General features: G+C 46.5%; 20 protein-coding genes. 10 read left to right on the top strand and 10 right to left on the bottom strand.

What is annotated here, in order from left to right; all coding sequences use genetic code 11:
- Positions 1-171: 171 nt before the first annotated feature.
- The 5 genes from ftsZ (at position 172) to EHS89_RS07900 (ending at position 7812) form a co-directional block, all read left to right on the top strand.
- A complete protein-coding gene (gene ftsZ, locus EHS89_RS07920) occupies positions 172-1368 on the top strand; it encodes a cell division protein FtsZ (RefSeq protein ID WP_124925594.1) in 1197 nt (398 codons plus the stop codon).
- Between the two features lie 143 nt (positions 1369-1511).
- A complete protein-coding gene (gene lpxC / locus EHS89_RS07915) occupies positions 1512-2426 on the top strand; it encodes a UDP-3-O-acyl-N-acetylglucosamine deacetylase (protein WP_124925593.1) in 915 nt (304 codons plus the stop codon).
- Positions 2427-2629: 203 nt separating this feature from the next.
- A complete protein-coding gene (gene secA / locus EHS89_RS07910) occupies positions 2630-5374 on the top strand; it encodes a preprotein translocase subunit SecA (RefSeq protein WP_124925592.1) in 2745 nt (914 codons plus the stop codon).
- A 227-nt stretch (positions 5375-5601) separates the two neighbouring features.
- Positions 5602-6819 carry a bifunctional glutamate N-acetyltransferase/amino-acid acetyltransferase ArgJ gene (gene argJ / locus EHS89_RS07905; protein ID WP_124925591.1) on the top strand — a complete coding sequence of 406 codons (1218 nt, stop codon included), beginning with the start codon at positions 5602-5604 and terminating at the stop codon, positions 6817-6819.
- A 30-nt stretch (positions 6820-6849) separates the two neighbouring features.
- Positions 6850-7812: a Nudix family hydrolase gene (locus EHS89_RS07900; protein ID WP_124925590.1), complete on the top strand. Its 963-nt coding sequence runs from the start codon at positions 6850-6852 to the stop codon at positions 7810-7812.
- A gap of 107 nt (positions 7813-7919) precedes the next feature.
- Here EHS89_RS07900 and yacG read toward each other — a convergent pair whose 3' ends face one another.
- The 5 genes from yacG to pilB all read right to left on the bottom strand — a co-directional run bounded on the left by yacG (position 7920) and on the right by pilB (position 12805).
- The gene (gene yacG / locus EHS89_RS07895) at positions 7920-8144 is read right to left on the bottom strand and encodes a DNA gyrase inhibitor YacG (protein ID WP_229753719.1); all 225 of its coding nucleotides are present in this window, start codon (positions 8142-8144) and stop codon (positions 7920-7922) included.
- The gene (gene coaE / locus EHS89_RS07890) at positions 8137-8754 is read right to left on the bottom strand and encodes a dephospho-CoA kinase (protein ID WP_124925589.1); all 618 of its coding nucleotides are present in this window, start codon (positions 8752-8754) and stop codon (positions 8137-8139) included. The genes yacG and coaE overlap by 8 nt, the downstream gene beginning before the upstream one ends.
- A gap of 93 nt (positions 8755-8847) precedes the next feature.
- The gene (locus tag EHS89_RS07885) at positions 8848-9729 is read right to left on the bottom strand and encodes a prepilin peptidase (RefSeq protein WP_124925588.1); all 882 of its coding nucleotides are present in this window, start codon (positions 9727-9729) and stop codon (positions 8848-8850) included.
- A gap of 57 nt (positions 9730-9786) precedes the next feature.
- The gene (locus EHS89_RS07880; RefSeq protein ID WP_124925587.1) at positions 9787-11013 is read right to left on the bottom strand and encodes a type II secretion system F family protein; all 1227 of its coding nucleotides are present in this window, start codon (positions 11011-11013) and stop codon (positions 9787-9789) included.
- Between the two features lie 70 nt (positions 11014-11083).
- Positions 11084-12805: a type IV-A pilus assembly ATPase PilB gene (gene pilB, locus EHS89_RS07875; protein WP_124925586.1), complete on the bottom strand. Its 1722-nt coding sequence runs from the start codon at positions 12803-12805 to the stop codon at positions 11084-11086.
- A gap of 303 nt (positions 12806-13108) precedes the next feature.
- On the opposite strand from pilB, the gene EHS89_RS21465 reads away from it, so the two are divergent.
- Positions 13109-13585 carry a pilin gene (locus tag EHS89_RS21465; protein WP_276330361.1) on the top strand — a complete coding sequence of 159 codons (477 nt, stop codon included), beginning with the start codon at positions 13109-13111 and terminating at the stop codon, positions 13583-13585.
- 140 nt (positions 13586-13725) lie between these two features.
- Entirely contained in the window at positions 13726-14082 is a 357-nt protein-coding gene (locus tag EHS89_RS07865) for a hypothetical protein (RefSeq protein WP_124925585.1), read from the top strand.
- Positions 14083-14357: 275 nt separating this feature from the next.
- Here the strand turns inward: EHS89_RS07865 and nadC are convergent, their stop codons facing one another.
- Positions 14358-15203: a carboxylating nicotinate-nucleotide diphosphorylase gene (gene nadC / locus EHS89_RS07860; protein ID WP_124925584.1), complete on the bottom strand. Its 846-nt coding sequence runs from the start codon at positions 15201-15203 to the stop codon at positions 14358-14360.
- A gap of 270 nt (positions 15204-15473) precedes the next feature.
- Between nadC and ampD the strand changes: the two genes are divergently transcribed.
- From ampD to EHS89_RS07845, 3 genes are all read left to right on the top strand, one after another.
- On the top strand, positions 15474-16025 hold the full coding sequence (gene ampD / locus EHS89_RS07855; RefSeq protein ID WP_124925583.1) for a 1,6-anhydro-N-acetylmuramyl-L-alanine amidase AmpD: 552 nt from the start codon (positions 15474-15476) through the stop codon (positions 16023-16025).
- Positions 16026-16060: 35 nt separating this feature from the next.
- Positions 16061-16978, top strand: a complete 918-nt coding sequence (locus EHS89_RS07850; RefSeq protein WP_124925582.1) for a hypothetical protein — start codon at positions 16061-16063, stop codon at positions 16976-16978.
- Positions 16979-17091: 113 nt separating this feature from the next.
- Complete coding sequence (locus EHS89_RS07845) at positions 17092-18138, top strand: ABC transporter ATP-binding protein (RefSeq protein WP_124925581.1); 1047 nt, start codon at positions 17092-17094, stop codon at positions 18136-18138.
- A 269-nt stretch (positions 18139-18407) separates the two neighbouring features.
- Here EHS89_RS07845 and EHS89_RS07840 read toward each other — a convergent pair whose 3' ends face one another.
- The 4 genes from EHS89_RS07840 to EHS89_RS07825 form a co-directional block, all read right to left on the bottom strand.
- Positions 18408-20084, bottom strand: coding sequence for an ABC transporter permease (locus EHS89_RS07840; RefSeq protein ID WP_124925580.1), 1677 nt, complete (start codon positions 20082-20084; stop codon positions 18408-18410).
- A 106-nt stretch (positions 20085-20190) separates the two neighbouring features.
- The gene (locus tag EHS89_RS07835) at positions 20191-21222 is read right to left on the bottom strand and encodes a Fe(3+) ABC transporter substrate-binding protein (RefSeq protein ID WP_124925579.1); all 1032 of its coding nucleotides are present in this window, start codon (positions 21220-21222) and stop codon (positions 20191-20193) included.
- Positions 21223-21487: 265 nt separating this feature from the next.
- Entirely contained in the window at positions 21488-22201 is a 714-nt protein-coding gene (locus EHS89_RS07830) for a 16S rRNA (uracil(1498)-N(3))-methyltransferase (protein ID WP_124925578.1), read from the bottom strand.
- Between the two features lie 176 nt (positions 22202-22377).
- Positions 22378-24078 carry a sigma-54-dependent Fis family transcriptional regulator gene (locus EHS89_RS07825; RefSeq protein WP_124925577.1) on the bottom strand — a complete coding sequence of 567 codons (1701 nt, stop codon included), beginning with the start codon at positions 24076-24078 and terminating at the stop codon, positions 22378-22380.
- Positions 24079-24152 lie beyond the last annotated feature (74 nt).

The raw sequence follows: 24152 nt of genomic DNA, 5'->3' as shown, positions 1-24152 counted from the left end.
GCTTTATTGTTAATGGATTGGCATAAAGCCAGATAAGAATGCAACAGAGGGTGGTTTCATAGCGGCGTTAGATAACAAATCGTTGAATACGATGGGGTGTTTTATTTAACGGCGTTGTGAATATCTTGCAATATCAGGTGCGGGTTGGGCACGAACCTGGAGGGAATGGACATGTTTGAGTTAGTAAATAATGTAGCGCAAAGCGCGGTTATTAAGGTGATCGGCGTCGGTGGTGGTGGCGGTAATGCTGTACAGCACATGGTCTCAACGGACGTTGATGGGGTCGAATTTATCTGTGCTAACACTGATGCGCAGGCACTCAATAATATGGGTGCTAAAAATGTACTGCAGATGGGGGGCGAGATCACCAAAGGGCTGGGTGCAGGCGCTAACCCGGATATTGGTCGTCAGGCAGCACTGGAAGATCGCGAACAGATCGTTGAGATGCTCAGTGGTGCTGACATGGTTTTCATTACCGCAGGCATGGGTGGTGGTACGGGTACTGGTGCGGCACCTATCGTTGCTGAAGTCGCCAAAGAACTGGGTATTCTGACAGTTGCGGTAGTCACTAAGCCGTTTCCGTTCGAAGGCCGTAAGCGCCTGAAGATCGCCGACGAAGGGATTAAAGAACTATCTGAAAACGTTGATTCCCTGATCATCGTGCCAAATGAAAAACTGATGCAGGTGTTAGGAAAGAACTGCAGCCTGATCAATGCATTCAATGAAGCGAACGATGTGCTCAAAGGTGCGGTACAGGGTATTTCAGACCTGATTATTCGTCCGGGTATGATCAACGTTGACTTCGCCGATGTACGCGCTGTGATGTCTGAGATGGGCATGTCGATGATGGGTACCGGTTCTGCCCGGGGTGAAAACCGTGCTGTTGAAGCGGCAGAAGCCGCTGTGCGTAGCCCCTTATTGGAAGATGTTGATCTGACCGGGGCGCGGGGTATTCTGGTGAATATCACTGCAGGCCTGGATCTGGGGTTAGGTGAATTCTCGGATGTGGGTGAGGTTGTTGAAGCCTTTGCATCTGACAACGCAACGGTTGTTGTAGGTACCGTTATCGATCCGGAAATGGTCGATGATATTAAGGTAACGGTTGTTGCAACAGGGCTGGATAAGCCAGAAGAGTCGCAAGGTACAGTGAAGGTTGTTAATAACACTCGTAAAGCTAACGGCGAACTTGACCTGAAAAAGCTTGAATTACCTGCAGTTCAGCGACGTAAGGCTGATCATATAAACGCTGAAAAAAATAAACAGGAAACGGCGGAACTTTCTCGTACGCAGCAGTCGAATAACGGAACAGATGGGGAAGTTGAAACTTATCTGGATATACCGACATTTCTGCGACGTCAGGCTGACTGAGCAATAGCTGATTGGCTAAGCGATAAACCAATGGTTACTGTTGCCCTCAGTAGCGATTTATCGCTAATCAGTTATTGCTGATATACGCTGATTATTGTTAAAATGTCGGGTTAATATGGCGCAAAACAACCTTGGCAGGAAATATGATCGGACAACGTACGTTACGGAATAGTATTAAAGCAACTGGCGTAGGTCTGCATACGGGTCAGAAAGTTTATCTGACACTGAAACCAGCGTCTGTTGATACAGGTATTGTATTCCGTCGGGTTGATCTGGATCCGGTTGTTGAAATTAATGCTTGTGCTAAAAATGTTGGGGATACAACGTTATCAACTAACCTGCAGAAAGGCGATGTTCGGGTCTCTACTGTAGAGCATCTTTTATCGGCGTTGGCGGGTTTAGGTATCGACAATGCTTATGTCGAGCTTAGCGCTGAAGAAGTACCTATCATGGATGGTAGTGCCGCTCCTTTTGTATTTCTGATTCAATCTGCCGGTATTTCTGAACAGTCAGTACCTAAACAGTTCATTCGTATCCTGAAAGAGGTTAAGGTTGAGCTGGAAGACAAGGTGGCAACCTTTAAACCGTTTAATGGTTTTAAAGTTGGTTTCACTATCGATTTTGATCATCCTGCTTTTGCTGGTCGTAATATGGAAGCGACTTTGGATTTCTCTAGTACCTCTTTTGTAAAAGAAGTAAGTCGTGCGCGTACCTTTGGCTTTATGCGTGATATTGAGTACCTGCGTGGTCAGAATCTGGCGCTGGGCGGTAGCATGGACAACGCGATCGTAGTCGATGATTATCGTATCCTTAATGAAGATGGTCTGCGTTACGATGATGAGTTTGTTAAGCATAAGGTTCTGGATGCGGTAGGTGATCTTTATCTGCTGGGTAAAAGCCTGATCGGTGAATTCCATGGCTTTAAATCTGGCCATTACCTGAATAATTTACTGCTACGTAAATTGCTTGAGACTGAAGATGCCTTCGAAGTAGTGACCTTTGAAGAAGAGGATGAGTCAGTACCAATCTCTTATCTACAGCCCGTTACTGTTGCTTAATTCAGAAACCGGACATATTTGTCCGGTTTTTTGTTTTATATCTGTTTTTCGTCCATGAAAAAAATATCCCTATTGAGATTCAATTTATTGCCCCAATAGAGGTAGAATGTTGCGTTAATTTAAGGGATCGGCTTAAATCCGGTATGGGTTTTTATCGATAGATTCCATCAGCTTAAGATAGCTCTAAGGTTATATATCAGATTATGTTCACTTCGATGTTAAAGAAAGTCTTTGGTAGCAAGAACGAACGTGTCCTCAAACAGATGGGCAAGACCGTTAAGCAGATAAATGGCTATGAAAGTGAACTTGAGCAGCTCTCCGATGCTGATTTGCAAGCTAAAACCGCTGAGTTCAAAGCTCGTCTGGAGCAGGGTGAGAGCCTGGATCAGATACTGGCGGAAGCGTTTGCTGTTGTACGTGAAGCGTCCCGTCGGGTGATGGAGATGCGTCATTTCGATGTTCAGATGATCGGTGGTATCTCCCTGCATCAGGGCAAGGTTGCTGAAATGCGTACCGGTGAGGGTAAAACTCTGGTAGCAACACTGCCGGTATACCTGAATGCTCTGGCAGGTAAGGGTGTTCATGTAGTGACGGTGAACGACTATCTGGCTAGTCGGGATGCCGAGTGGATGCGTCCTTTGTACGAATTCCTGGGGCTTTCTGTTGGTGTCGCATTGTCGGGGCAGGACCCTGATACTAAGCGAGCTGCGTATCAGTCTGATATTACTTACGGTACCAACAACGAATTTGGCTTCGATTACCTGCGCGACAATATGGCGTTCAGTGTTGAAGAGAAGGTTCAGCGTGATTTCTTTTTCTCGGTTGTGGATGAGGTGGACTCCATCCTGATCGATGAGGCTCGAACGCCTCTGATTATTTCAGGCGCTGCTGAAGACAGTTCAGAGATGTATCGCAAGATGAATGCGCTGATTCCTGCGCTGGAAAAGTTTGATGGCGAGATAGATCCAAAAAGCGAAGAAGAGATCGATGGCGACTTTGCGGTTGATGAAAAGAACCGTACAGTTGAACTGACTGAGCGGGGTCATCAGCGGGTTGAAGAGATTCTTTCGAGTGAAGGTATCCTCGGTGAAGGTGAGAGCCTTTATGCACCTCAGAATCTAAGCCTGCTACACCATGTGTTAGCCTGTTTACGTGCCCATAACCTGTTTCAGCGTGATGTTGATTATATTGTTCAGGACAATGAGGTTGTTATCGTTGATGAGCATACTGGCCGTATCATGCCGGGGCGTCGTTGGTCTGAAGGTTTGCACCAGGCGGTTGAAGCAAAAGAAGGTGTGCATATTAATCAGGAAAGCCAGACGCTGGCTTCGACTACCTTCCAGAACTATTTCCGTTTGTATGAAAAACTGTCGGGTATGACCGGTACTGCCGATACCGAAGCCTTCGAGCTTAATCAGATATATGGTCTGGATGTTGTAGTTATTCCAACCAACGTTGATGTAGCGCGTATTGATTATAATGATCTGGTGTTCCTGACTATTCAGGAAAAATATGAAGCCATTCTTAAAGAGATCGAACATTGCGTTGAAGAAAAACGGCCGGTACTTGTAGGTACTGCATCTGTCGAATCTTCAGAACTGATCTCTGATTTTCTGAAAAAGCGAAAAATTCCTCATAACGTGCTTAACGCTAAAAATCACGGTAAAGAGGCGGGTATTATCACTGAAGCGGGTCGTGCTGGCGCTGTGACTATTGCAACCAACATGGCCGGCCGGGGTACAGACATTGTACTGGGCGGTAAGTTGGAAGCTCAGTTAGAAAAGTTAGAAAATCCGACTGAAGAAGAGCTGGCTCAGGCTAAGGTTGAATGGCAGCAACGCCATGATGCTGTGCTGGAAGCGGGTGGTTTGCATATTATTGGTACTGAGCGACATGAATCCCGTCGTATTGATAATCAGTTACGAGGCCGTGCCGGTCGTCAGGGTGACAATGGTTCATCCCGTTTCTTCCTCTCGCTTGAAGATGATCTGATGCGTATTTTTGCTTCCGAGCGTGTACGTCAGTTTATGCAGGCATTGGGCATGGAAGAAGGCGAAGCTATCGAGCATAAGATGGTTTCAAACGCGATTGAAAAAGCACAGCGCAAGGTTGAAGGTCGTAACTACGACATGCGTAAGCAGTTGCTGGAATATGATGATGTTGCCAATGATCAGCGCCGTGCGGTTTATGATCAGCGTAATGAGTTGATGGCAACCAATGATATTTCTGAAACCGTTGAAGCGGTGCGTGCTGAAGTTGTTGAAAATGGTATTAATCAGTTTATTACCCCGCAAAGCTTAGATGAGCAGTGGGATATTCCTGGGCTGGAAGTTTACCTGCAGGGTGAATTTGGTCTGGAGATGCCGGTTCAGAAATGGCTGGATAAAGATGATAGCCTGCATGAAGATAATCTGCGTGAGCGTATTCTGCGAGATATTATCGAAGACTATCATGCTAAAGAAGCGATTGTCGGTGTTGAAAACATGCGCCTGTTTGAAAAGCAGGTGATGTTGCAGGTACTGGATACCCTTTGGAAAGAGCACCTCCAGTCTATGGATATGTTGCGTCAGGGTATTCACCTGCGGGGTTATGCACAGAAAAACCCGAAGCAGGAATATAAGCGTGAGTCCTTTATTCTGTTTGAACAGTTGCTGGAAAATATCAAAACCGATGTGGTTAAGATTCTGAGCAATGTTCAGGTGCGTCAACCTGAAGAGATTGAAGCGATGGAGCGTCAGCGTCGTGAGCAGGCTGAGAATCAGCAGATGGACTTTAAACATGAAGAAACCTCTGCAATGGGCTCTGAGCAGACTGCTCAGGGTGAGGCTGCTGATACATCCGAAGGGGCTGAACCGTTTGTTCGTGAAGGTAAAAAGGTCGGTCGTAATGATCCTTGCCCTTGTGGGTCGGGTAAGAAGTATAAGCAGTGTCACGGTAAGCTCAGCTAAGCATTTCTGTATTTGGCTATAGTGCGTTAAAAACCGCCTCAATATGCTCACTTACAAATGTAAGCTCCGCTATTTCGTTGGTTTTTGCCTGCTCTAGCCTGCATACAGTACATGCCGGAAATATTCCCACTTTATTGTGGTATTGAATAAGTAACAGAAAGCAGCGAAGCTGCTTTCTTTTTTTGTATATTCTTTTTTTGTAAAGATAAAAGGTTAAGGAGCTTGTAATGGCGGTAGGTCCGGGCACTCTTCCAACTCTGCATCCGGTTGCAGGTTTTCGTATTGGTACTACTTCTGCGGGCGTTAAAACGCCGGGTAGGAAGGATCTGGTGGTAATGGAGATTGCGCCGGGTTCGGCGACCGCCGGTGTGTTTACCCTGAATCAGTTTTGTGCCGCACCGGTGCAGATCTGTAAATCTCATATGCAGCAGGCATCGGCTTCTTATTTAGTGGTAAATACCGGCAATGCCAATGCTGGAACTGGTAAAGAAGGTTATCAGGATGCGCTTGATGTCTGTCAGGCGGTAGCTGATCAGGCGGGTGTAGAGCTTGCGCAAGTGTTGCCGTACTCAACCGGCGTTATCGGTGAAAAGTTACCTACTGATCGTATCATTACTGCGGTGCCTGCTGCGTTTAAAGCGCTGACAGCTGATGGCTGGCTGGCAGCTGCTAATGGTATTACTACTACAGATACCCGACCTAAAGCCTGGTCTGAGCAGTTTGAATATCAGGGTGAGACTGTAACCCTGACCGGTATTTCTAAAGGTGCCGGCATGATTAAGCCTAATATGGCGACTATGCTGGCATATGTAGCCACCGATGCAAAAATAGAATCCTGTTTATTGCAGAAGATGTTAAGCCGTTCCGCTGATCTGACTTTTAACCGGGTGACTATCGATGGTGATACCTCAACCAATGACTCCTGTATGTTAGTTGCAACCGGTGCCGGCAATGTTGAAGTAACAGAAGCTGATGCGGTGCTATTTGAACAATTTAATACTGTGCTTGATAAAGTCATGCTGGAACTGGCGCAGGCTATTGTTCGTGACGGTGAAGGGGCAACTAAGTTTGTCACTATTAGCGTAGAGCAGGCTGGCAGTTCAGAGGAAGCACTTAAAACAGCATACGCCGTTGCACATTCGCCACTAGTTAAAACAGCGTTGTTTGCCAGTGATCCTAATTGGGGGCGTATTCTTGCTGCGGTAGGCTATGCCGGAGTTGAAAATCTTGATGTTGATGCATTACAGATTTTCTTAGGAGAGGTCTGCATTGTAGCCAATGGTGGACGTGCTGATAGCTATACCGAAGAAGCTGGTCAGGCGGTAATGAGCGAAGAAGATATTACTATTCGCATCGTATTGAATCGTGGCGATCAATCTGAAACTGTCTGGACAACTGATCTGAGTAAAGACTACGTGTCCATTAATGCGGATTATCGTTCCTGATAACTGGGGTTTTGTGGAGAGAGTCTTATAGTGACTAAACTTATCCACGTTGCGGCAGCTGCTATCTTCAATAATGAAGGTCAGTTGCTACTGGCTCTGCGCGATGAAAGTCAGCATCAGGGCGGATTATGGGAGTTTCCCGGCGGTAAGGTTGAAGCTAGTGAAAATGTGCGTACAGCGCTCGCCAGAGAGTTGTATGAAGAGCTGGGCATTGAGATAGATCAGTCTGCTACGCATCCCTTGATTCAGGTGCCTTTTCATTATTCTGACAAATCAGTCTTACTCGATGTTTTTCGGGTGAATTGCTTTAGTGGTCAGCCATATGGCAGGGAAGGGCAGCCCCTCAAGTGGGTAGCCTTGTCTGAGCTGGATCAGTATGAGTTTCCCGCTGCGAATAAACCGATAGTTAATAGCTTACAGTTACCGCAACAGATCGCAATTACTCCAGAGCTTAATCTTGAGCTTAACCCTGATGTCTATGCTGAGTATGTCGCGGATGTGCAGAGCTCTGGCGCGCAGGCTATTATGTTGCGGGCTAAGCATCTTGATGACCCTGAGCAGCTGTCCCTCTATGCCGAGTTATCTCAGGACTTAGCGAACCAAGGTAAGTTGTTGATCTGGAATGGGTCAGTAGAGTCTGCCAATAAAGTCAATGTGGATGCGCTGCATCTGAGCTCTCAACGATTGATGGACTTGGCTAATCGCGCAGAGTTTTCAGGTCGTTACCTGGGGGCTTCCTGTCACAATGCTGAGCAGATCAGAAAGGCTGAGCAGTCCGGTGTCGATTACATTACTTTGTCGCCGGTGCAGCGAACGTCCAGTCATCCGGATGCAGAACCGATGGGCTGGGAGCAGTTTGCCCGACTCACGGCAAAATGTGCGTTGCCTGTGTATGCATTGGGCGGTGTTACAGCCGCTGACCTGACAACCTGTATAGAGTCAGGCGGTCAGGGTATCGCGGGTATTTCTGGATTTGCTAACCAGGCTAATTGACTGTTCAAGAATGCTGGTCATGGTTTGTTGGTTTAAGACCTGTTGGTTTAAGTTCTGGTGATTTAAGTTCTGGTGATTTAAAACCTGAAAATTTAAGAACTGTTACTTTAATGTAACGGCCTGTCCATATGGTCTTTACTTTCCGGGTCATCATAACTGCTGCTGTAGTCATCGGTGCTGGGTTCGGCGGCTATCTGATAATCTTCTGCGGCCCAGGCGCCCAGGTCTATAAGTTTGCAGCGTTCACTGCAAAAAGGCCGGTAAGGGTTATCGGTAGACCATTCCTGCTGCTTTTCGCAGGTCGGACAGTTGACCAGTGGTTTGTTAGCCAATATCGTTCTCCCAGTCCTGTTGTGCTTTTTTCATAAACTCACGATGTAGCTTTTCTACCACAATCTTTAGTTGCTCTTCATTGCCGCGATTATCGATCAGGTCATCCGCTTTGCTGACTCGTTCTTCTCGGGGCATCTGGGCGGCAATAATAGCCCGTACCTGTACCTCATCAGTACTATCTCTGCTGACCGTACGGCTAATTTGCGTTTCAACGTCAACATCAACAACAAGAATGTGATTTACAAGTAGATGCTGATCAGTCTCAAGCAGTAACGGAGATGCCAGCATAGCGTATCCGGAATTGGACTGTTCGAGTTTTAACATGATACGGGTTCTGATAAGTGGGTGCAGAAGGTCTTCTAACCAGTCTCTTTGACGGGGTTCCTCAAATACTATCTTACGTAGCGCGCTTCGATCCAGTGAACCATTAGATAGGAGGATGTCACTGCCAAAACGTTGGGCTATATTATCTAGCGCCTGTTCGCCTGGCTCTACAACTTCCCGGGCAACCTGATCGGCATCGATGACTGTTACACCAAAGGCTTCGAAAAGCCGGGAAACAGCGGACTTGCCGCTACCAATTCCACCAGTTAGTCCAACTACAAACATATCAGGTTTCCGTTATTTCAATTTTTTAAAGCGTTACGCCAGTAGCTAGTGTAGTTAACAGCCGTAACTATAAGCCAATAACTAGTTGTCAGATTACAGATTTAATAACTGAAGGTACCAGTCAGTTAGCTCATGACCATATAGCAGCGCAATCCAGCCGGCCCCTGCCAGGTAAGGACCGAATGGTATAGGATTTTGCGACTCATGACGGCGAAAAGCAATCATTAGTGAACCAATAATTGCACCAATCAATGATGATGCCAGGATAATAAGAGGTAACATATCGGCGCCGGCCCAGGCGCCCAGAGCGGCTAATAGCTTAAAATCACCATAACCCATGCCTTCCTTGCCGGTAATCAACTTAAACAGCCAGTACACCGACCAGAGAGAGAGGTAGCCCAGCACCGCTCCCCAAAGCGCCATTGGCAGCGAGGTGAAAAATTCAAAGCTGTTGAGTATTAAGCCCAACCATAGAAGAGGCAGGGTTATTTTATCGGGCAATAATTGATGATCGATATCGATCGCGGTGAGCGAGATAAGGCACCAGCTGAGAAAAACCAGAGAGAAAGCTATTAGGTTAAAGCCGTATTGATAGACAATAAAGGCGGAGATCAGGGCGGTAAAGAGCTCTATCAAAGGATATCGGATAGAGATAGGTGTATTACAGGAACTGCAGCGCCCTCTTAGCAGGACAAAATAGCTGATCAATGGGATGTTTTCATACCAGCGAATTTTATGATCACAGCCGGGGCAGCTGGAGACGGGGACAGCTAAGTTGTAGGTTTGCTGTAGCTCTTCCGGGTATTCAGTTGCATCGGGGTTAGTACTTTCGAACGCCATCATCTGCCATTCACGCTCCATCATCCGGGGGAGGCGGTGGATAACCACATTGAGGAAGCTACCGATCAGCAGCGAGAAAAGCAAAGTAAGAGTGACCGCTAGCCATGGGCTAGCGGCAATCGTATCTATAAGCATTAGAGTAACTGTTCCTACTATGAAACTATAATCTCTGGTGGTTTTGGCTTAGTTAATTTAAACCACATTACCCAGCTGGAATATTGGCAGATACATAGCGATAACCAGACCACCTACCAGTATGCCCAAAATAGCCATAATCATTGGTTCGATCAGGGTCGAAAGGTTATCCACAGCATTGTCGACTTCCTCCTCATAATAGCTGGCTACCTTATCCAGCATCATATCTAGCGAGCCGGCCTCTTCGCCGATAGCAATCATCTGCGTTGCCATAGGAGGGAAAAGGCCTGTCATATTGACAGCATTTTGCAGTGACTGACCGGTTGAAACGCCGTTTTTAACTTGCATGATAGCGTTTTCGTAAACCACGTTTCCTGAAGCTCCAGCAGCCGAATCCAGTGCATCAACTAAAGGTACCCCAGCAGCAAAAGTGGTGGCCAGGGTTCTGGCAAAACGAGCGATAGAAGAGTTATGCAGTATCTGCCCAATTATTGGAAGCTTTAGAGATGTTCTGTCTATCCATTCTCTAAAGCTTCGGGATTTTTCGTGGGCCTTGCTAAAGATAAAGCCGGCTGCTGCGATGACTATTATTGCGATAAACCACCAGTCCTGAGCAATATTTGATAGACCCACTACAAACAGAGTAAATGCGGGAAGGTCCGCACCAAAGCTAGAAAATACACTTTCGAATTGAGGTACTACTTTTATAAGTAGAATTGCTGATACAACTAATCCTATAACAATTACAGCGATAGGATAGGTTAAGGCCTTTTTAATCTTTTTCTTTAAGGTTTCAATTTTTTCTTTATAGGTCGCTATTCGCTCTAGCATAGTCTCAAGCGCACCAGAACTTTCTCCCGCATCAACTAGATTTCGGTATAAGTCATCGAAGTGTTTAGGGTGGCGCTCCAGGGCTTTTGCAAAGTTGGTACCGCCGTTTACATCGGCCTTCAGATCAAAAATAATCTTTTTCATCTGAGCTTTTTCGACGCCGTTAGCAACAATGTCAAACCCCTGTAATAATGGTACGCCTGACTTCAGCATTGTGGCCATCTGGCGGGTAAAAAGTGCTATATCCAGCGGTTTAACCGGCTTATTGTGACTGCTGAACATGCTATGGGTCTGTTTGCGAACCTTCTTGGGCATGATGCCCTGCTTGCGCAGCTGTGCTTTGGCTTCACTCAGGCTTGCAGCATTGATTGATCCTTTGCTAGGGTTACCACTTTTGTCTTTTCCTTCCCAGTTAAAGGTAGTAGGTGCTTTATCAGCTGATTTCTTAGCCATCAATATATATTCCGTGTCTAAACCATATCTGGGTAAAGTGGATGTATTAACAATACAAAAGCTTAATAGCTTACAACTTAATAACCCTATTCATCTCTTCAAGGCTGGTAACGCCTTGTATTACTTTTAGTAGGCCTGAGTCTCGCAGTGGCCGGAATCCCTGTTTTTTGGCTTCGGCAAAAATGTCCAGTGAGTTGCCGTTGCTCATGATGACCTCAGCAATCTCCTGAGTCATTTTCATGGTCTCGTAGACACCGACCCGGCCTTTGTAACCTTTGTTGCATTTATTACAACCTTCAGGGTTATGTTCAAACAACTGCAAGCCAGTATTGATTTGTTCCTGGGTAAAGCCTTCCTCTAATAAAGTAGCTTCAGGGATATTTGCAGGCTTCTTACAACCCTGACATAAGCGTCGGCCTAATCGTTGTGCAATTATCATAGACACTGATGTGGCAATGTTAAATGCAGGAACACCCATATTGCGTAGTCGGGTTAGGGTTTCAGGGGCACTGTTGGTGTGCAAGGTGGATAGGACCATATGGCCGGTTTGCGCAGCCTTAATAGCAATTTCTGCAGTTTCAAGGTCTCGGATCTCACCCACCATCACTACATCGGGATCCTGGCGTAGGAAGGAGCGTAGAGCTTCGGCAAAGGTCAAGCCGACCTTAGTGTTTACGTGAACCTGGTTTATCCCCTCTAGATTGATCTCCACCGGATCCTCTGCAGTGGAGATATTACGCTCAACTGTATTGAGAATATTCAGGCCTGTATAAAGGGAGACGGTCTTACCACTACCGGTAGGGCCGGTGACCAGAATCATCCCTTGCGGCTTGTGCAGGGTCTGCATAAACAGTTCTTTCTGATCTTCGTCATAACCGAGCGCTTCGATACCCATCTGTGCACTAGTCGGATCTAAAATACGCAGTACGACTTTTTCACCCCAGAGGGTCGGCAGGGTGTTAACACGGAAATCGATCGCCCGATTTTTTGAGATCTTCATCTTGATCCGGCCATCTTGAGGTACCCGACGTTCGGAGATGTCCATCTGTGACATAACCTTTAAGCGAGCGCAGAGTCGGGATGCCAGGTTTGCAGGAGGTTTAGCAACCTCTTGTAATATGCCGTCAATCCGACAGCGGATGCGGTAAGTTTTTTCGTATGGCTCAAAATGAATATCTGAAGCGCCGGTTTTTATCGCATCCAGCAATATCTTGTTAACAAAGCGAACGATAGGCGCATCGTTGGCGGCATCTTCGGTGTCATCTTCCTGGGTTTGGGTATCTAAACCTTCATCAATTTCCAGGTTATCAAGGTCGGTGTCATCGAGGCCGTCGAGAGCAGAGTTTTGCTCGTCTAAAAAAGTATCAATCAGTCGGGTAAGTTTATCTTCTTCGACAATTACCGCTTCGGTAGTCGTACCCGTATGGAACTTGAATTCATCTAAAGCCTGAATGTTGGTGGGGTCTGAGATGGCAACGTAAAGACGGTTTTCCCGTTTTATCAGGGGCAGTGCATGGTGCTTGGTTATTAGCTTTTCGTCGACTAAGCCCTGGGGCAGTGATTCTTGATCCATGACATCAAGATCAAGCAATGGCATGCCGAATTCGTCAGCAGCAGCAGCTGCTGCCCGATAAGCACTGACTAACCTGTTTTCGATAATATGGGCAATAAATGGTTTGTTATCTTTACGGGCAGTTTTAAGTGCATCCATGGCGACATCGGATGAAAAAACGCCGTCGTTGACTAAACGTCGGGCCAGGCCGCTCAAAGGCTGAAAGGGTTGTACGCTCATCAGATCTCCAAATCCATCTTATCTGTCTGCTAATTAGTAACAATAACTATCTTATATCGGCCGCCTTATTATCGGCTGAATAGTGAATGGATTAAGGTTATAACTATTATGGTTAATCTTAACCGGAACTGCCTTGTATTATTATCTATTTGTAAAGTAACATCTATTCGTCGGTTTGAGAATCAACAGACACTTGCTTTGGGGCACTGGACTGTCATAAAAAAAACGCTACTATCATAGCAAGCTCGTATGGAGCATGGATGAAGAGCCGTATGGCAAGGGAAAGAGTCGTTCGGAGCAGGGATGATGATGAATACTTTACTCGCTGGAGAGATAAATATGAAAAGTACACTTAAGAAGCAACAAGGTTTTACCCTGATTGAATTGATGATCGTGGTAGCGATCATCGGTATATTGGCGGCTATTGCATTGCCTGCATATCAAACATATTCAAATAAGGCTAAGTTTTCGGAAGTAGTGAATGCGACGCAAGGTGTTAAATCTGCTATTGACGTGTGTTACCAAACAGGCACCGCATTAGCGAGTTGTGATGGAACTAACAACACTACAATCAGTGCCGCACTTAATGGTGCTGATGTTGGTGAATTTGTTAATAATGTGGCAATTACAGCAACAGGTACTATTACAGCAACTTCTGAAACTATATTTAATGGCAGTGCATATACCTATATTCTAGTTGGAGCAGATCCTAGCACTAAAGGCGCATTAGAGTGGACTGCTAGTGGCGGTACCTGTATTGCTGTAGGTTATTGCGACTAATTTTAGACTTTTTATTTAAAAACGCATAGCTTTGAACTGTGCGTTTTTTTTTTGCCTGAAATTATCCTTTTAGCTACTGTTTTTAATCAGAAAAACTTGGTTTACTGGTTAACTGATTATTTAGTTGTATCTGGTACCCAATGAATAAAAAAACAATGTTTCTCTTGTTGCTTGTAATGACCGTTGCAGTGACCTACTTCCTCTACAAAGAACCTCTTTCCGTTGAAAAACGTGCCGCTGTTGAGGCTGATATGGCTAAACAGTCAGATACATACCCGGCGACACCTGTCTGGTGGTCTGACGGCGAGGTTATTGCCGTAGGTATGTTGCCTCGAGCAAACGGTGAAAAGCGCAACGATAGTGCCCAGGAACTCTGTAAGCTGCTCTGGAAGCACGGTGTAAATCGTACAGTGGTTGAGATGTACGACATTCTGAAGATTCAGGAGAGTGATGACTGGGAACTAATCGGCGCAGCAGATTGTCGTCGGGAAGGTTAAAATACAACTTAAAGAGTATTTGTAACCCGCGTGTTACCCAATCTGGGTACGGGAATTGAAACGCACGATTGATGACTAATTGGAAATAATAAGTTGTTTTTCAATATAAAAAAAACCGCTCTTATGGCGGTTTTTTTGATTCTGCTATTTAAAAAGCATCAACTGAAAGTTCACTTAGAACTAACAACTTTAATTAGTTGTTAACAGTAAGGTTTAGCGTACCGACTGGCTGTTGAGAAACTACGCCCTGGTAACCTAAATGAAGTTCTGGCGACTTATATAAATCGCATTGAAAGATCGACGGCTTTGCAGTCCTTGGTTAGTAAACCGATAGAGATGTAATCGACGCCGGTTTCGGCAATGCTGCGTAGAGTGTCCTGATCGATTCCGCCAGAGGCTTCCAGCTTAGCCGGCGTCGTGTGCTCCTTGTTCTTTTGAACGGCTAAGCGCAGCCCCGCATGATCAAAGTTATCCAGCATGATGATATCTGCACCTGCATCCAGTGCCTGCTGAAGTTCTTCGAATGATTCTACTTCGACTTCCACCGGCTTGCCCGGTTCGTTAATTTTAGCGGTAGATACAGCCGCGGTAACAGAACCGCAGGCCATAATATGGTTCTCTTTAATCAGGAAGGCGTCATACAGGCCTATACGATGGTTGAAGCAACCGCCACAGGATACCGCATATTTCTGGGCATTTCGCAGGCCGGGAATCGTCTTCCGGGTATCCAGCAGCTTAACGCCTGTACCTTCTACCAGGCTAGCGTAATACGCACTGATGGTGGCAGTAGCGGAAAGGGTTTGTAAAAAGTTGAGTGCACCACGCTCAGCGGTCAGCAAGGAGCGAGCGGCCCCGGTCATTTCGAATAGCGGCTGATCTTCGACGACTTTATCTCCATCCTTAACCAGCCAGTTGATCTGTACAGTATCATCGACCTGACGGAATACTTCGTTAACCCAGGCGATGCCACAGATAACCGCATCCTGACGGCAGATGACCCGCGCTTTGGCCTGCTGCTCTTTTGGTATCAGTTGCGCAGTTATATCCCCACCACCAATATCTTCAGCAAGGGCAAAGCTGACTGTTGCTGCAATGTCGGTTAGCAATTGAGTGTTGGCCATGGGGGCTCCGTTTGGTTTAAGTAAGTGGATCAGATCAAGGCTTAGACTATCTTTACTGATGACCGCTTGTGAGCGGCTTAAGCCGTGTTACTATCACAGGCCGGTATTCTATCGGAAACCGTGCGTTCAATGTAGCGCTTAGTATTAGAAAGTCGTAGTAAAATTGAGTATTAAAGGATCTGTAAAATAGCAGTCAATAGTTTGGCTAGGCTCAGTTAAAATATATTCAGTTAAATTAAGTAAAGCGTTAGCAGAAGTGAGTTTGAGAAAATGCAGATTGTAAATGGCTGGCTGGTACAGGCTATCCGTTGTCCTTCGCCAAACTATAACCTAAGGCCGGAAGGTGTGTATCCCCGTCTACTGGTGGTGCACAATATTAGCTTGCCACCAGGGAAGTTTGGTGGCGAATATATCGAGCGTTTTTTTCAGAATCGCCTTAACGCCTCAGAGCACCCTTACTTTGAAACTATTGCTGAACTACAGGTCTCTGCTCATCTGCTTATTAAAAGAACCGGAGAGCTAATCCAGTTTGTCAGTTTCGATGAACGAGCCTGGCATGCGGGTCAGTCAGAGTATTGTGGTAGTGAAAACTGCAATGATTTTTCCATAGGCATTGAGCTGGAAGGAACGGATTCATGCGCTTATACGCAGATTCAATATAGCCAACTTGCCGAGTTAACCCGTGCTTTGATAAGCGCTTACCCCAGTATGAATGCGGATGACATAACCGGACATAGTGATATTGCACCGGGACGTAAAACAGATCCGGGCGCGTCGTTTAACTGGCGCTATTTTCTGCGCCTGGTTAAGCAAGAAAGTTAAGCCATGCTAACCCCGTTCTTTCAGGAGATACCATCATGAAGTTCTTAGCACTGATGTTACTGATGTTATCCGGGCGCTATAAGCGACGCCCAGCATGGGCTGAAAAACTTGCGGTTGGCGGGCAACCCGAGAAGCCTGTGCAATGGATTATGCTCGGCCTGTATGTCGTGATTCTGGAAACCCTGCTGCTGATGTTTTATAGCTGGGAATTTGGCGCAGTAGTATTGGCAATTGAGTTGCTACTGCTCTATATATTTCTGCCAAACTGGGCGCCCTGTGACCTTACCGGTGAGTATTTTAATGACTGGTGTCGTGGTGATTATCAGGCAGCCTGGCTGGATCTGTCTGATAGGCTGCAGCTCAACGGTGATGAAGTCGGCGAGTTAAACCGCAAGACTGCTCACTATGCAATATGTCAGCAGTACATCTATCTCTCTTTTATCAGTTTCTTTGCATTGCTCTTCTGGTTTATTTTACTGGGCTTGCCGGGGATATTTCTTGCGCTTTGGGCCTGTTGGAAGCGGCAGCAGTTTAACCTTCAACAAGTAGGCTGCGATCGGCTAAACAGTGATACTGATAATCGTGAATCAGTAAAAAGTTCTAAGGGCTTTTTTGATAAATTATCTGATGTGCTTTTGTGGCTTCCAGCCCGTGGCCTGGCCTTAACTTTCTTTATTGTTGGTAATGGTCTGAGTACCTACGAACAGTTAAAAATAAAGGCCACTGAAAAGATTGGTAGCAGTGACTGGTTATTCAGAATTGCGCTGGCGGCTATCGGAGATGATAGCTATAAACAGTATTCTTCAGATACTGAATTGAGTGAGGATCAGTTCCAGCACCATGGTGCAGATGAGATCCGTAAATTCAGTGTATTGATTCGTCGCTCTGCAATATTGTGGCTGGTAGTCTTTGGTGTCCTGACGATGTTGGGCGCTGAAACCCCTCTCTACTAATTTAGACAGAATATTCTATAAGCGAGAATCATTTTCATTTATACTTTATGCCCTGTTGTGCTTATTAATGTATCTGCATTTAAGGTCTTATTTACTACGATGACATTGCTATCATGAGCTCGCTATTACAACTTCAGTCACTGAGCTGTGGCTATGAAAATACCCTAATTACTGAACAGTTAGATCTGACGCTTGCAGCCGGAGAGATTGCATGTCTTTTAGGGCCTAGCGGTTGCGGAAAAACAACAGTGTTACGCGCGATAGCAGGTTTTAGCCCTGTTCTGAGTGGCGCAATAATCAAAGATGGACAGCCTGTCTCAACCCCGGTGTTCACATTGCCTCCAGAACAGCGTGAAATCGGTGTAGTGTTCCAGGATTACGCGCTATTCCCCCATCTGAGTGTGTTCGATAATATCGCTTTTGGTTTGCAGGGTAAGAGTAGGGCAGAGAAACAGCGGGCGGTGACTGAATTACTGCAATTAGTAGAGCTGCCTGATCTGTCTGATCGTTATCCCCACGAGCTTTCGGGTGGACAGCAGCAGCGAGTCGCATTAGCCCGGGCTTTAGCACCGCGGCCTAAGCTGTTATTGATGGATGAACCTTTTTCTAACCTGGATACTGACCTGCGGCGTCAACTGGCGCTTGAGGTGCGGGGGATTCTTAAAGATCAGGGGATTGCCGCTATTATGGTTACCCATGATCAGGAAGAGGCCTTCGCGATTAGTGACAAGATAGGCATCCTGGCGGATCGTAAATTGCAGCAGTGGGGCACCCCGCCGGAATTGTACTATCACCCGGTTAATCCCCAGGTCGCGGGATTTGTCGGTAAAGGTGAGCTTTATAATGGCGAGTGCCTCAACGAGACGACGGTAAAAACTGAGTTGGGTACTATTGAGTTTGCCGAACCTTTTGGTGCATCAGAAGGTAAGAAGCTTTCTCTGTTTATCCGTCCTGCGGATATCCGTCCCAGCATCGAGCATGGGGATGTGATGGCCAGAATTGAGCAGAAGGAATTTCTGGGTTGCTCAGTGGTATATCAACTTAGTTTGCCATCAGGCCGACAGATTGAAGCCGAAATTTATGAACCGCTGATGCTTGATGTTGGGGCTGAAGTGTCTCTCCATGTTGCGGCGCATCGACCTATCGCTTTTGAGCTATAGCCTGTTTGTAAGTGTTAGCTACTAACAGGTAGTTTATTGGCTGCTGCAGATAGAAGCATTAACTCTGTTTATAAGCGTTGCCAAATAGTCTATATCCGAATAACCGATCAGTTATTGGCTCGTTCGGGTAGAAGATATAGTTCGGCTTAGTAGAGCTACCAGAATAGCCCTTACCCTAATAACCGATCAGTTACTGGTTAGTGCGGGTAGAAGATATAGTTCGGCTTAGTAGAGCTACCGGAATAGCCCTTACCTTAATAACCGATCAGTTACTGGCTAGTGCGGGTAGAAGATATAGTTCGACTCAGTAATATTACCGGAATAATGCCCACCAGAACAATCAACAAGGCTGCCAGAGAGCATTCCTCAAGCATCTCGTCCGATGCAAACTGATACACATAAGTTGCCAGCGTGTCGTAGTTAAACGGTCGCAGTATCAGCGTTGCTGGTAGCTCTTTCATACAGTCTACAAACACCACTAAAGCCGCCGTCAGAATACCGCCTTTTATTAGCGGCAGATGTACTTTTGTCAGGGTGCTTAGCGGCTTATGGCCCAGTGAGCGGGATGCCATATCCATGCTCTGAGTCACTTTGTTGAGGCTGGACTCCACAGAACCGACTGACACGGCTAGAAACCGCACCACATAGGCAAATACCACGGCAAAGGCGGTACCGCTGAGTAACAAACCGGTGGAAATACCAAATAGCTGTTCCATCAGGTCTGCCACTGCATTATCAAAAGCGGCTAACGGAATAATGACTCCAATTGCCAGTACCGCACCGGGCATGGCGTAGCCCAGACTGGAAAACTGTGCTGCAACTTTGAGACTGCGCTTTCTGTGTAGTCGTTTTGAATAAGCTAATAGCAAGGCGATTATTATCGTTAGTACAGCAGCGCAGCTGGACAGGATAAAACTATGACTGGCGTAGGACAGGAAATCGCTGGTCCAAAGCTGATCAATATTTCTCAGCGCATAACCTGCCAGTATCCAGACCGGAATAACAAAGCCGCAAGCGACTGGCAAGGCACAGAGCAGGGTGGCGCCCCAGGCACGCCAGCCATGGAGCTGATAGCCGGTCAGGGCTTTAAAGCGGTCTGAACTGTGAAATTGTTTTTGCTTTGCCCGGGCCATTCGCTCCAGAGAGATCAGAATAACCACAAAGATCATCATCAGGCTGGCAATCTGTGCAGCACCACCAAGGTTACCCATATTAAGCCAGGTATCGTAAATCCCCGCGCTCATGCTCTTTACGGCAAAATAATCAACGGTACCAAAGTCATTTATGGTTTCCATCGACACCAGAGACAAGCCAACGGCGATAGCAGGACGGGCAATAGGTAAAGAGACCCGGTAAAAGCTTTGAAACGGCGTGCAGCCCAGGGTTCGGCTGGCATCATGAATAGTGGTCGATTGTTCTAAAAATGAGGCTCTCGCTAACAGATAAATATAGGGGTAGAGAACCAGTGACAGCATTAAAATAGCGCCGCCCAGGGTACGGATATCAGGGAACCAGTAATCACGGGCACTTTGCCAGCCGAATAGTTCGCGAAGGGCGATCTGAACCGGGCCGGAAAACTCCAGCAGATCAGTATAAACATAAGCGATGACATAGGCGGGTACGGCAAAAGGCAGTAGTAGTGCCCATTCAAAAATCTTGCGGCCGGGAAAGCGGCACATAGTCACCAACCAGGCACCGCAAACCCCGGTTGCTATGGCTAAGGCGCCTACACCGATCATCAGCTCAAGCGTTGTAACTATATAGACAGGCAGTACTGTGCTGGCCAGGTGTGCCCAGGCATTTTCTTTGGGAAAGAAAGCCAGATAGAAGATAGACAATACCGGCAGTGCGACCATGAGAGCGGTCGTCCAGGTACAACTATACCAACCCAACAGGTAGTTCTTAGGGCGTGGTATAGAGTTGCTTACTGCGGTAGTCTGTTCCATTGTTCTCATAACCAAAAAAACGGTAGCGCGAAGACTACCGTTTTCATTGAAGATTGTCGATTAAACCCTAGACTCTTTGGGCTTAATCGACGAGCAGGTTGGCAGATTAGTTATCGAAACCAACCTTATCAGCCAGTCGTGCAGCCTGAGCGCGAAGCTCGGCAACTTTCTGCAGGTTGATAGTATCTTCCTTAAACTCACCCATGTACTGCTCGATCAGTTCAGAACGTGGAGTGCCAGGGCGAACCGGGAACTCGAAGTTAGCTTCAGCGTACATTGCTTGTGCCTGAGCTTCACTCAGGAATTCCATCAGCTTAACTGCGCTCTCAGCATGAGGAGCATATTTAGTCAGCGCCGCACCAGAGATGTTCATGTGCGCACCACGGTCAGCCTGGTTAGGGAATACCAGGTTTACAGAGTTAGCCCAGTCTTTCTGTTCTGGGTTCTTCTCGTTAGTGATCATCTTGCCGAAGTAGTAAGAGTTACCCAGTGCCAGATCGCAAACGCCCTCTTTAACGGCTTTAACCTGTGCACGGTCGTTACCTTGTGGTTTACGCGCCAGGTTAGCTTTCAAACCTTCTAACCACTGTTCAGCCTGAGCTTCACCGTGGTGAGCGATCATAGAACCGATCAGAGACAGGTTGTAGGAGTGCTTGCCGCTACGGGTACAGATACGGCCTTTCCATTTAGGGTCAGCCAGTTCTTCATATGTAGCAAGTTCGCCCTCTTTTACGCGATCTTTAGCTGCGTATACCAGACGGGTACGGGCAGTAAGGCCGAACCAGTGATCAGCAGGGTCACGGAACTGAGACGGGATGTTTTGTTCCAGCACAGCGCTCTGTACTGGCTGAGTCAGGCCTTTAGAAACAACATCGTATAGTGGGCCAATATCAGAGGTCAGTACGATATCTGCAGGAGAGTTTTTGCCTTCGTTTTCCAGACGCTCGATCAGACCTTTTTTAGCAAATACTACGTTGGTTTTGATACCTGTTTTTTCAGTAAAAGCGTCCAGCATTGGCTGAATCAGGAACTGTTGACGGTAAGAGTAGATATTTACTTCTTCGCTAGCTTGTACAGAAGTAACCGCAATGGTCAGTGGCAGAGCGGCAAAAGCCAGTTTCTTAAAGGTAGTACGCATTTTTTATTTCCTGATCAGTCTGAGTTCGACAACGAAGTCACTTAAAGGATATGAATGCGAAGTATTCTCATTAATATTTACTTGTTTGTCAATACAAATGAGTATGATTCTCAATACGTTTGATTCAGGTCAGTGTTTTGTTACTTTCATTCGTGATTGATTGGAGGGGAAACAGCTATTCAGATGGCTAATAAGGAGAACTCAATGGGGTCGTAGTTAACAACAGGCTATAGTATTTACATCCGTCACCGCCGATAAACCCAGTTCAGACAGGAAATATTCTGGCCAACAGAACCGGTACTGCATTTTCTACCCGTAATATGCGCTCGCCGATATGGATGGATTGAAAACCGGTTTCCTGAAGCTTTTCAACTTCGTAGGGAATAAACCCTCCTTCAGGGCCTATCGCCAGGGTTGTTTGTGTCTGCTTCGCATCGGGACAGGGAGTTGCATTGTATGGGTGTGCGACCAGCGCCCGGGTATTGAGCGCGATAGCAGGCAGCTCATCTTCGACAAAAGGTTTAAAACGCTTACGCAGGTGTACCTCTGGCAGCTGTGTATCACCGGCCTGTTCCAAGCCCAATAAGAGTTGTTCAGTTAAGGTCTTTTCCTGTAATACCGGTGTCGACCAGTAACTTTTATCCACTTTATACGAGTTGATCAGATATAGCTGCTTTACACCCATGCTGGTTATTGTCTGCAGGGTACGCTTTAACATTTTCGGGCGGGGCATCGCCAGTAACATAGTAACAGGCAGTGCTGGTGGCGGTGATCGGTTCAAGCTTATGCTGAGTGTAATCTGATGTTCTGACAGATTGATAACAATACCGGTACCTATTTCACCGTTTAACAATCCTACTTTAAGTTGCTGGCCGGGTTCGGGTTGGTGAATCTGCCGGATATGATGAAAGCGTCGATCACTGATAATGACAGTATCAGCGGCACTAAAATCACTTTCAAACAGTAGAATCAGATTCATTGGGTTCTCATTGCATGCAGATAAATAGCGAAGCAGGCTGATAGCCTGAGGAGCTATTTTAAATCAGCTCCTTGCTTTAAATAAAGAACCTTATAAAGACTCTCCGAAAAGGCTTTCTAGAAATCTATTAAAGAAAGCCTTTTCAGAAACGGTTTTCAGAAAGAGTAGGGCCTTGCTTAGTTTTCCTGCATTTTCTTGAGGCGGTAGGCAAGCGCAGGACGGGTTAACCCAAGCTTGCGGGCTGCTTTTGAAACGTTACCATTGGCTTGTTGCATCGCTTTATCAATCAATTGCTGTTCCAGTTGCTCAAGACTGAAATTGTCGACTAGCAACTCATCGACATCATTCAATGGCTGTTTGTCTTGTTCATTTCTCTCTTCGGAAAGAAATCCTTTACCGTTAATGATATTCAACGGATGTGAAGGTTCTGACAGAGAAGGAAAAAAGCTGGTTAAACCGATGCTATGGTTATTCTCGGTCAGGATAACACCCCGCTCGATCATGTTCTCCAGCTCACGGATATTGCCAGGCCACTTATATTGCATCAGTGCCTGCATCGCTTTATCGGTTACGCCAGCCGTTTTCTTGTTATACAGTGCGCAGTACTTCTTCAGAAAGTGATCTGTGAGTAGGGGGATATCTTCGGTGCGATTTCGTAGTGGCGGGATATGCACCGGATATACATTGAGACGGTAGAACAGGTCGGCTCTGAAACGACCTTCCTGTACAGCAACCTCAAGATCTTCATTGGCTGCCGCCACCACTCTGACATCGATGCGACGGGTACGGCTGTCACCAACCCGTTCCAGCTCTGACTCTTGTAATACCCGTAATAATGATGCCTGGGCTCGTGGTGTCAGTTCGATGACTTCATCGAGAAAAATAGTCCCTAAGTGGGCCCGTTCAAACTTACCTTCACGGGATTGAGTTGCTCCGGTGTAAGCGCCTTTTTCCACTCCAAACAATTCAGCTTCAATCAGGTCCGGTGGAATACATGCACAGTTAACGGCAACGAAAGCTTGTTCTGCCCGATCGCTGGAACTGTGAAGTCCCTTAGCGACGATCTCTTTACCGACACCGGTTTCGCCCTGAAGTAATACGCTAACCTTACTTTTCGATGCTTTGCGAATCAGGTGGCAGACATTTTTAAATGCCGCAGAGTGGCCGACGCTGTTAAAGAGCAGATCTTCTTCGACTTCCGGATTGCGAAACTGATCTTTTAAAGCCGAGACTTCATTTTGAAGCGCCAGCAATTCTTCAATCATAGGATCCGGTAGCAGGTATTTTTCCAACTCATCGGCATCATCCCAGTCTTCTGCCGGGCGTCCCTCAATATGGCAATGGCTTGCACCGCTACCTGCGCACTGGGTCTCCCGGAAAATAATCTGTCGATTCATATAATAGGTAGAAAAACCACTGGCATAGCCGATCAGAGTCCAGCAGACAGGTATATCAGACTGGCCGAAACTGGCTAAATGGGTTTCTACTTCGTGGGAGTTGAACCAGTCGAAAGCGCCGTGAAAATGTCCGGTATCTACGTCGAACTCCAGAGAAATGGGCTTTACTTTAACCATTCCTTTAATTGCATGAAGCTGTGGACCCACCATAAAAGCTTCTTCATGGGTCATGTCCGGGCGAACCTTTTTTGCCAGTTCAGCGTCACGCCAGCCGGTATGGTAACCAAAGCGCATCAGGAAGCCTTTGGCTCGCTCAATGCCCATGGTTTGAATCAGTTCATTTCGTAGCAGACCCATCACTGCGGAATGGATTAACAGCATACGTTGTTCATCCAGCCAGATCTTACCTTCATCGCTTTCGAAACGGATCTGATCTAGCAGGTCTTGTGTATCTGGGAGTGTCAGCTGTTGTTCTGTCATGGTCTTTTATAGGTTATTTATTGTTATTTTCAGTGCCAGATTATTCTGGGTTACAGTCATTGTGACGCTATTTC

The sequence above is a fragment of the Amphritea balenae genome (assembly GCF_003858655.1).
Taxonomy (GTDB): domain Bacteria; phylum Pseudomonadota; class Gammaproteobacteria; order Pseudomonadales; family Balneatricaceae; genus Amphritea; species Amphritea balenae.
This window is presented reverse-complemented; position numbering and strand designations above follow the sequence as displayed.

Coding starts and splice junctions, on each gene's coding strand:
- ftsZ (WP_124925594.1), top strand. CDS start 172: ATGTTTGAGTTAGTAAATAATGTAGCGCAAAGCGCGGTTATTAAGGTG.
- lpxC (WP_124925593.1), top strand. CDS start 1,512: ATGATCGGACAACGTACGTTACGGAATAGTATTAAAGCAACTGGCGTA.
- secA (WP_124925592.1), top strand. CDS start 2,630: ATGTTCACTTCGATGTTAAAGAAAGTCTTTGGTAGCAAGAACGAACGT.
- argJ (WP_124925591.1), top strand. CDS start 5,602: ATGGCGGTAGGTCCGGGCACTCTTCCAACTCTGCATCCGGTTGCAGGT.
- coaE (WP_124925589.1), bottom strand. CDS start 8,754: ATGTTTGTAGTTGGACTAACTGGTGGAATTGGTAGCGGCAAGTCCGCT.
- EHS89_RS07885 (WP_124925588.1), bottom strand. CDS start 9,729: ATGCTTATAGATACGATTGCCGCTAGCCCATGGCTAGCGGTCACTCTT.
- EHS89_RS07880 (WP_124925587.1), bottom strand. CDS start 11,013: ATGGCTAAGAAATCAGCTGATAAAGCACCTACTACCTTTAACTGGGAA.
- pilB (WP_124925586.1), bottom strand. CDS start 12,805: ATGAGCGTACAACCCTTTCAGCCTTTGAGCGGCCTGGCCCGACGTTTA.
- EHS89_RS21465 (WP_276330361.1), top strand. CDS start 13,109: ATGATGATGAATACTTTACTCGCTGGAGAGATAAATATGAAAAGTACA.
- EHS89_RS07865 (WP_124925585.1), top strand. CDS start 13,726: ATGAATAAAAAAACAATGTTTCTCTTGTTGCTTGTAATGACCGTTGCA.
- nadC (WP_124925584.1), bottom strand. CDS start 15,203: ATGGCCAACACTCAATTGCTAACCGACATTGCAGCAACAGTCAGCTTT.
- ampD (WP_124925583.1), top strand. CDS start 15,474: ATGCAGATTGTAAATGGCTGGCTGGTACAGGCTATCCGTTGTCCTTCG.
- EHS89_RS07850 (WP_124925582.1), top strand. CDS start 16,061: ATGAAGTTCTTAGCACTGATGTTACTGATGTTATCCGGGCGCTATAAG.
- EHS89_RS07845 (WP_124925581.1), top strand. CDS start 17,092: ATGAGCTCGCTATTACAACTTCAGTCACTGAGCTGTGGCTATGAAAAT.
- EHS89_RS07840 (WP_124925580.1), bottom strand. CDS start 20,084: ATGGAACAGACTACCGCAGTAAGCAACTCTATACCACGCCCTAAGAAC.
- EHS89_RS07835 (WP_124925579.1), bottom strand. CDS start 21,222: ATGCGTACTACCTTTAAGAAACTGGCTTTTGCCGCTCTGCCACTGACC.
- EHS89_RS07830 (WP_124925578.1), bottom strand. CDS start 22,201: ATGAATCTGATTCTACTGTTTGAAAGTGATTTTAGTGCCGCTGATACT.
- EHS89_RS07825 (WP_124925577.1), bottom strand. CDS start 24,078: ATGACAGAACAACAGCTGACACTCCCAGATACACAAGACCTGCTAGAT.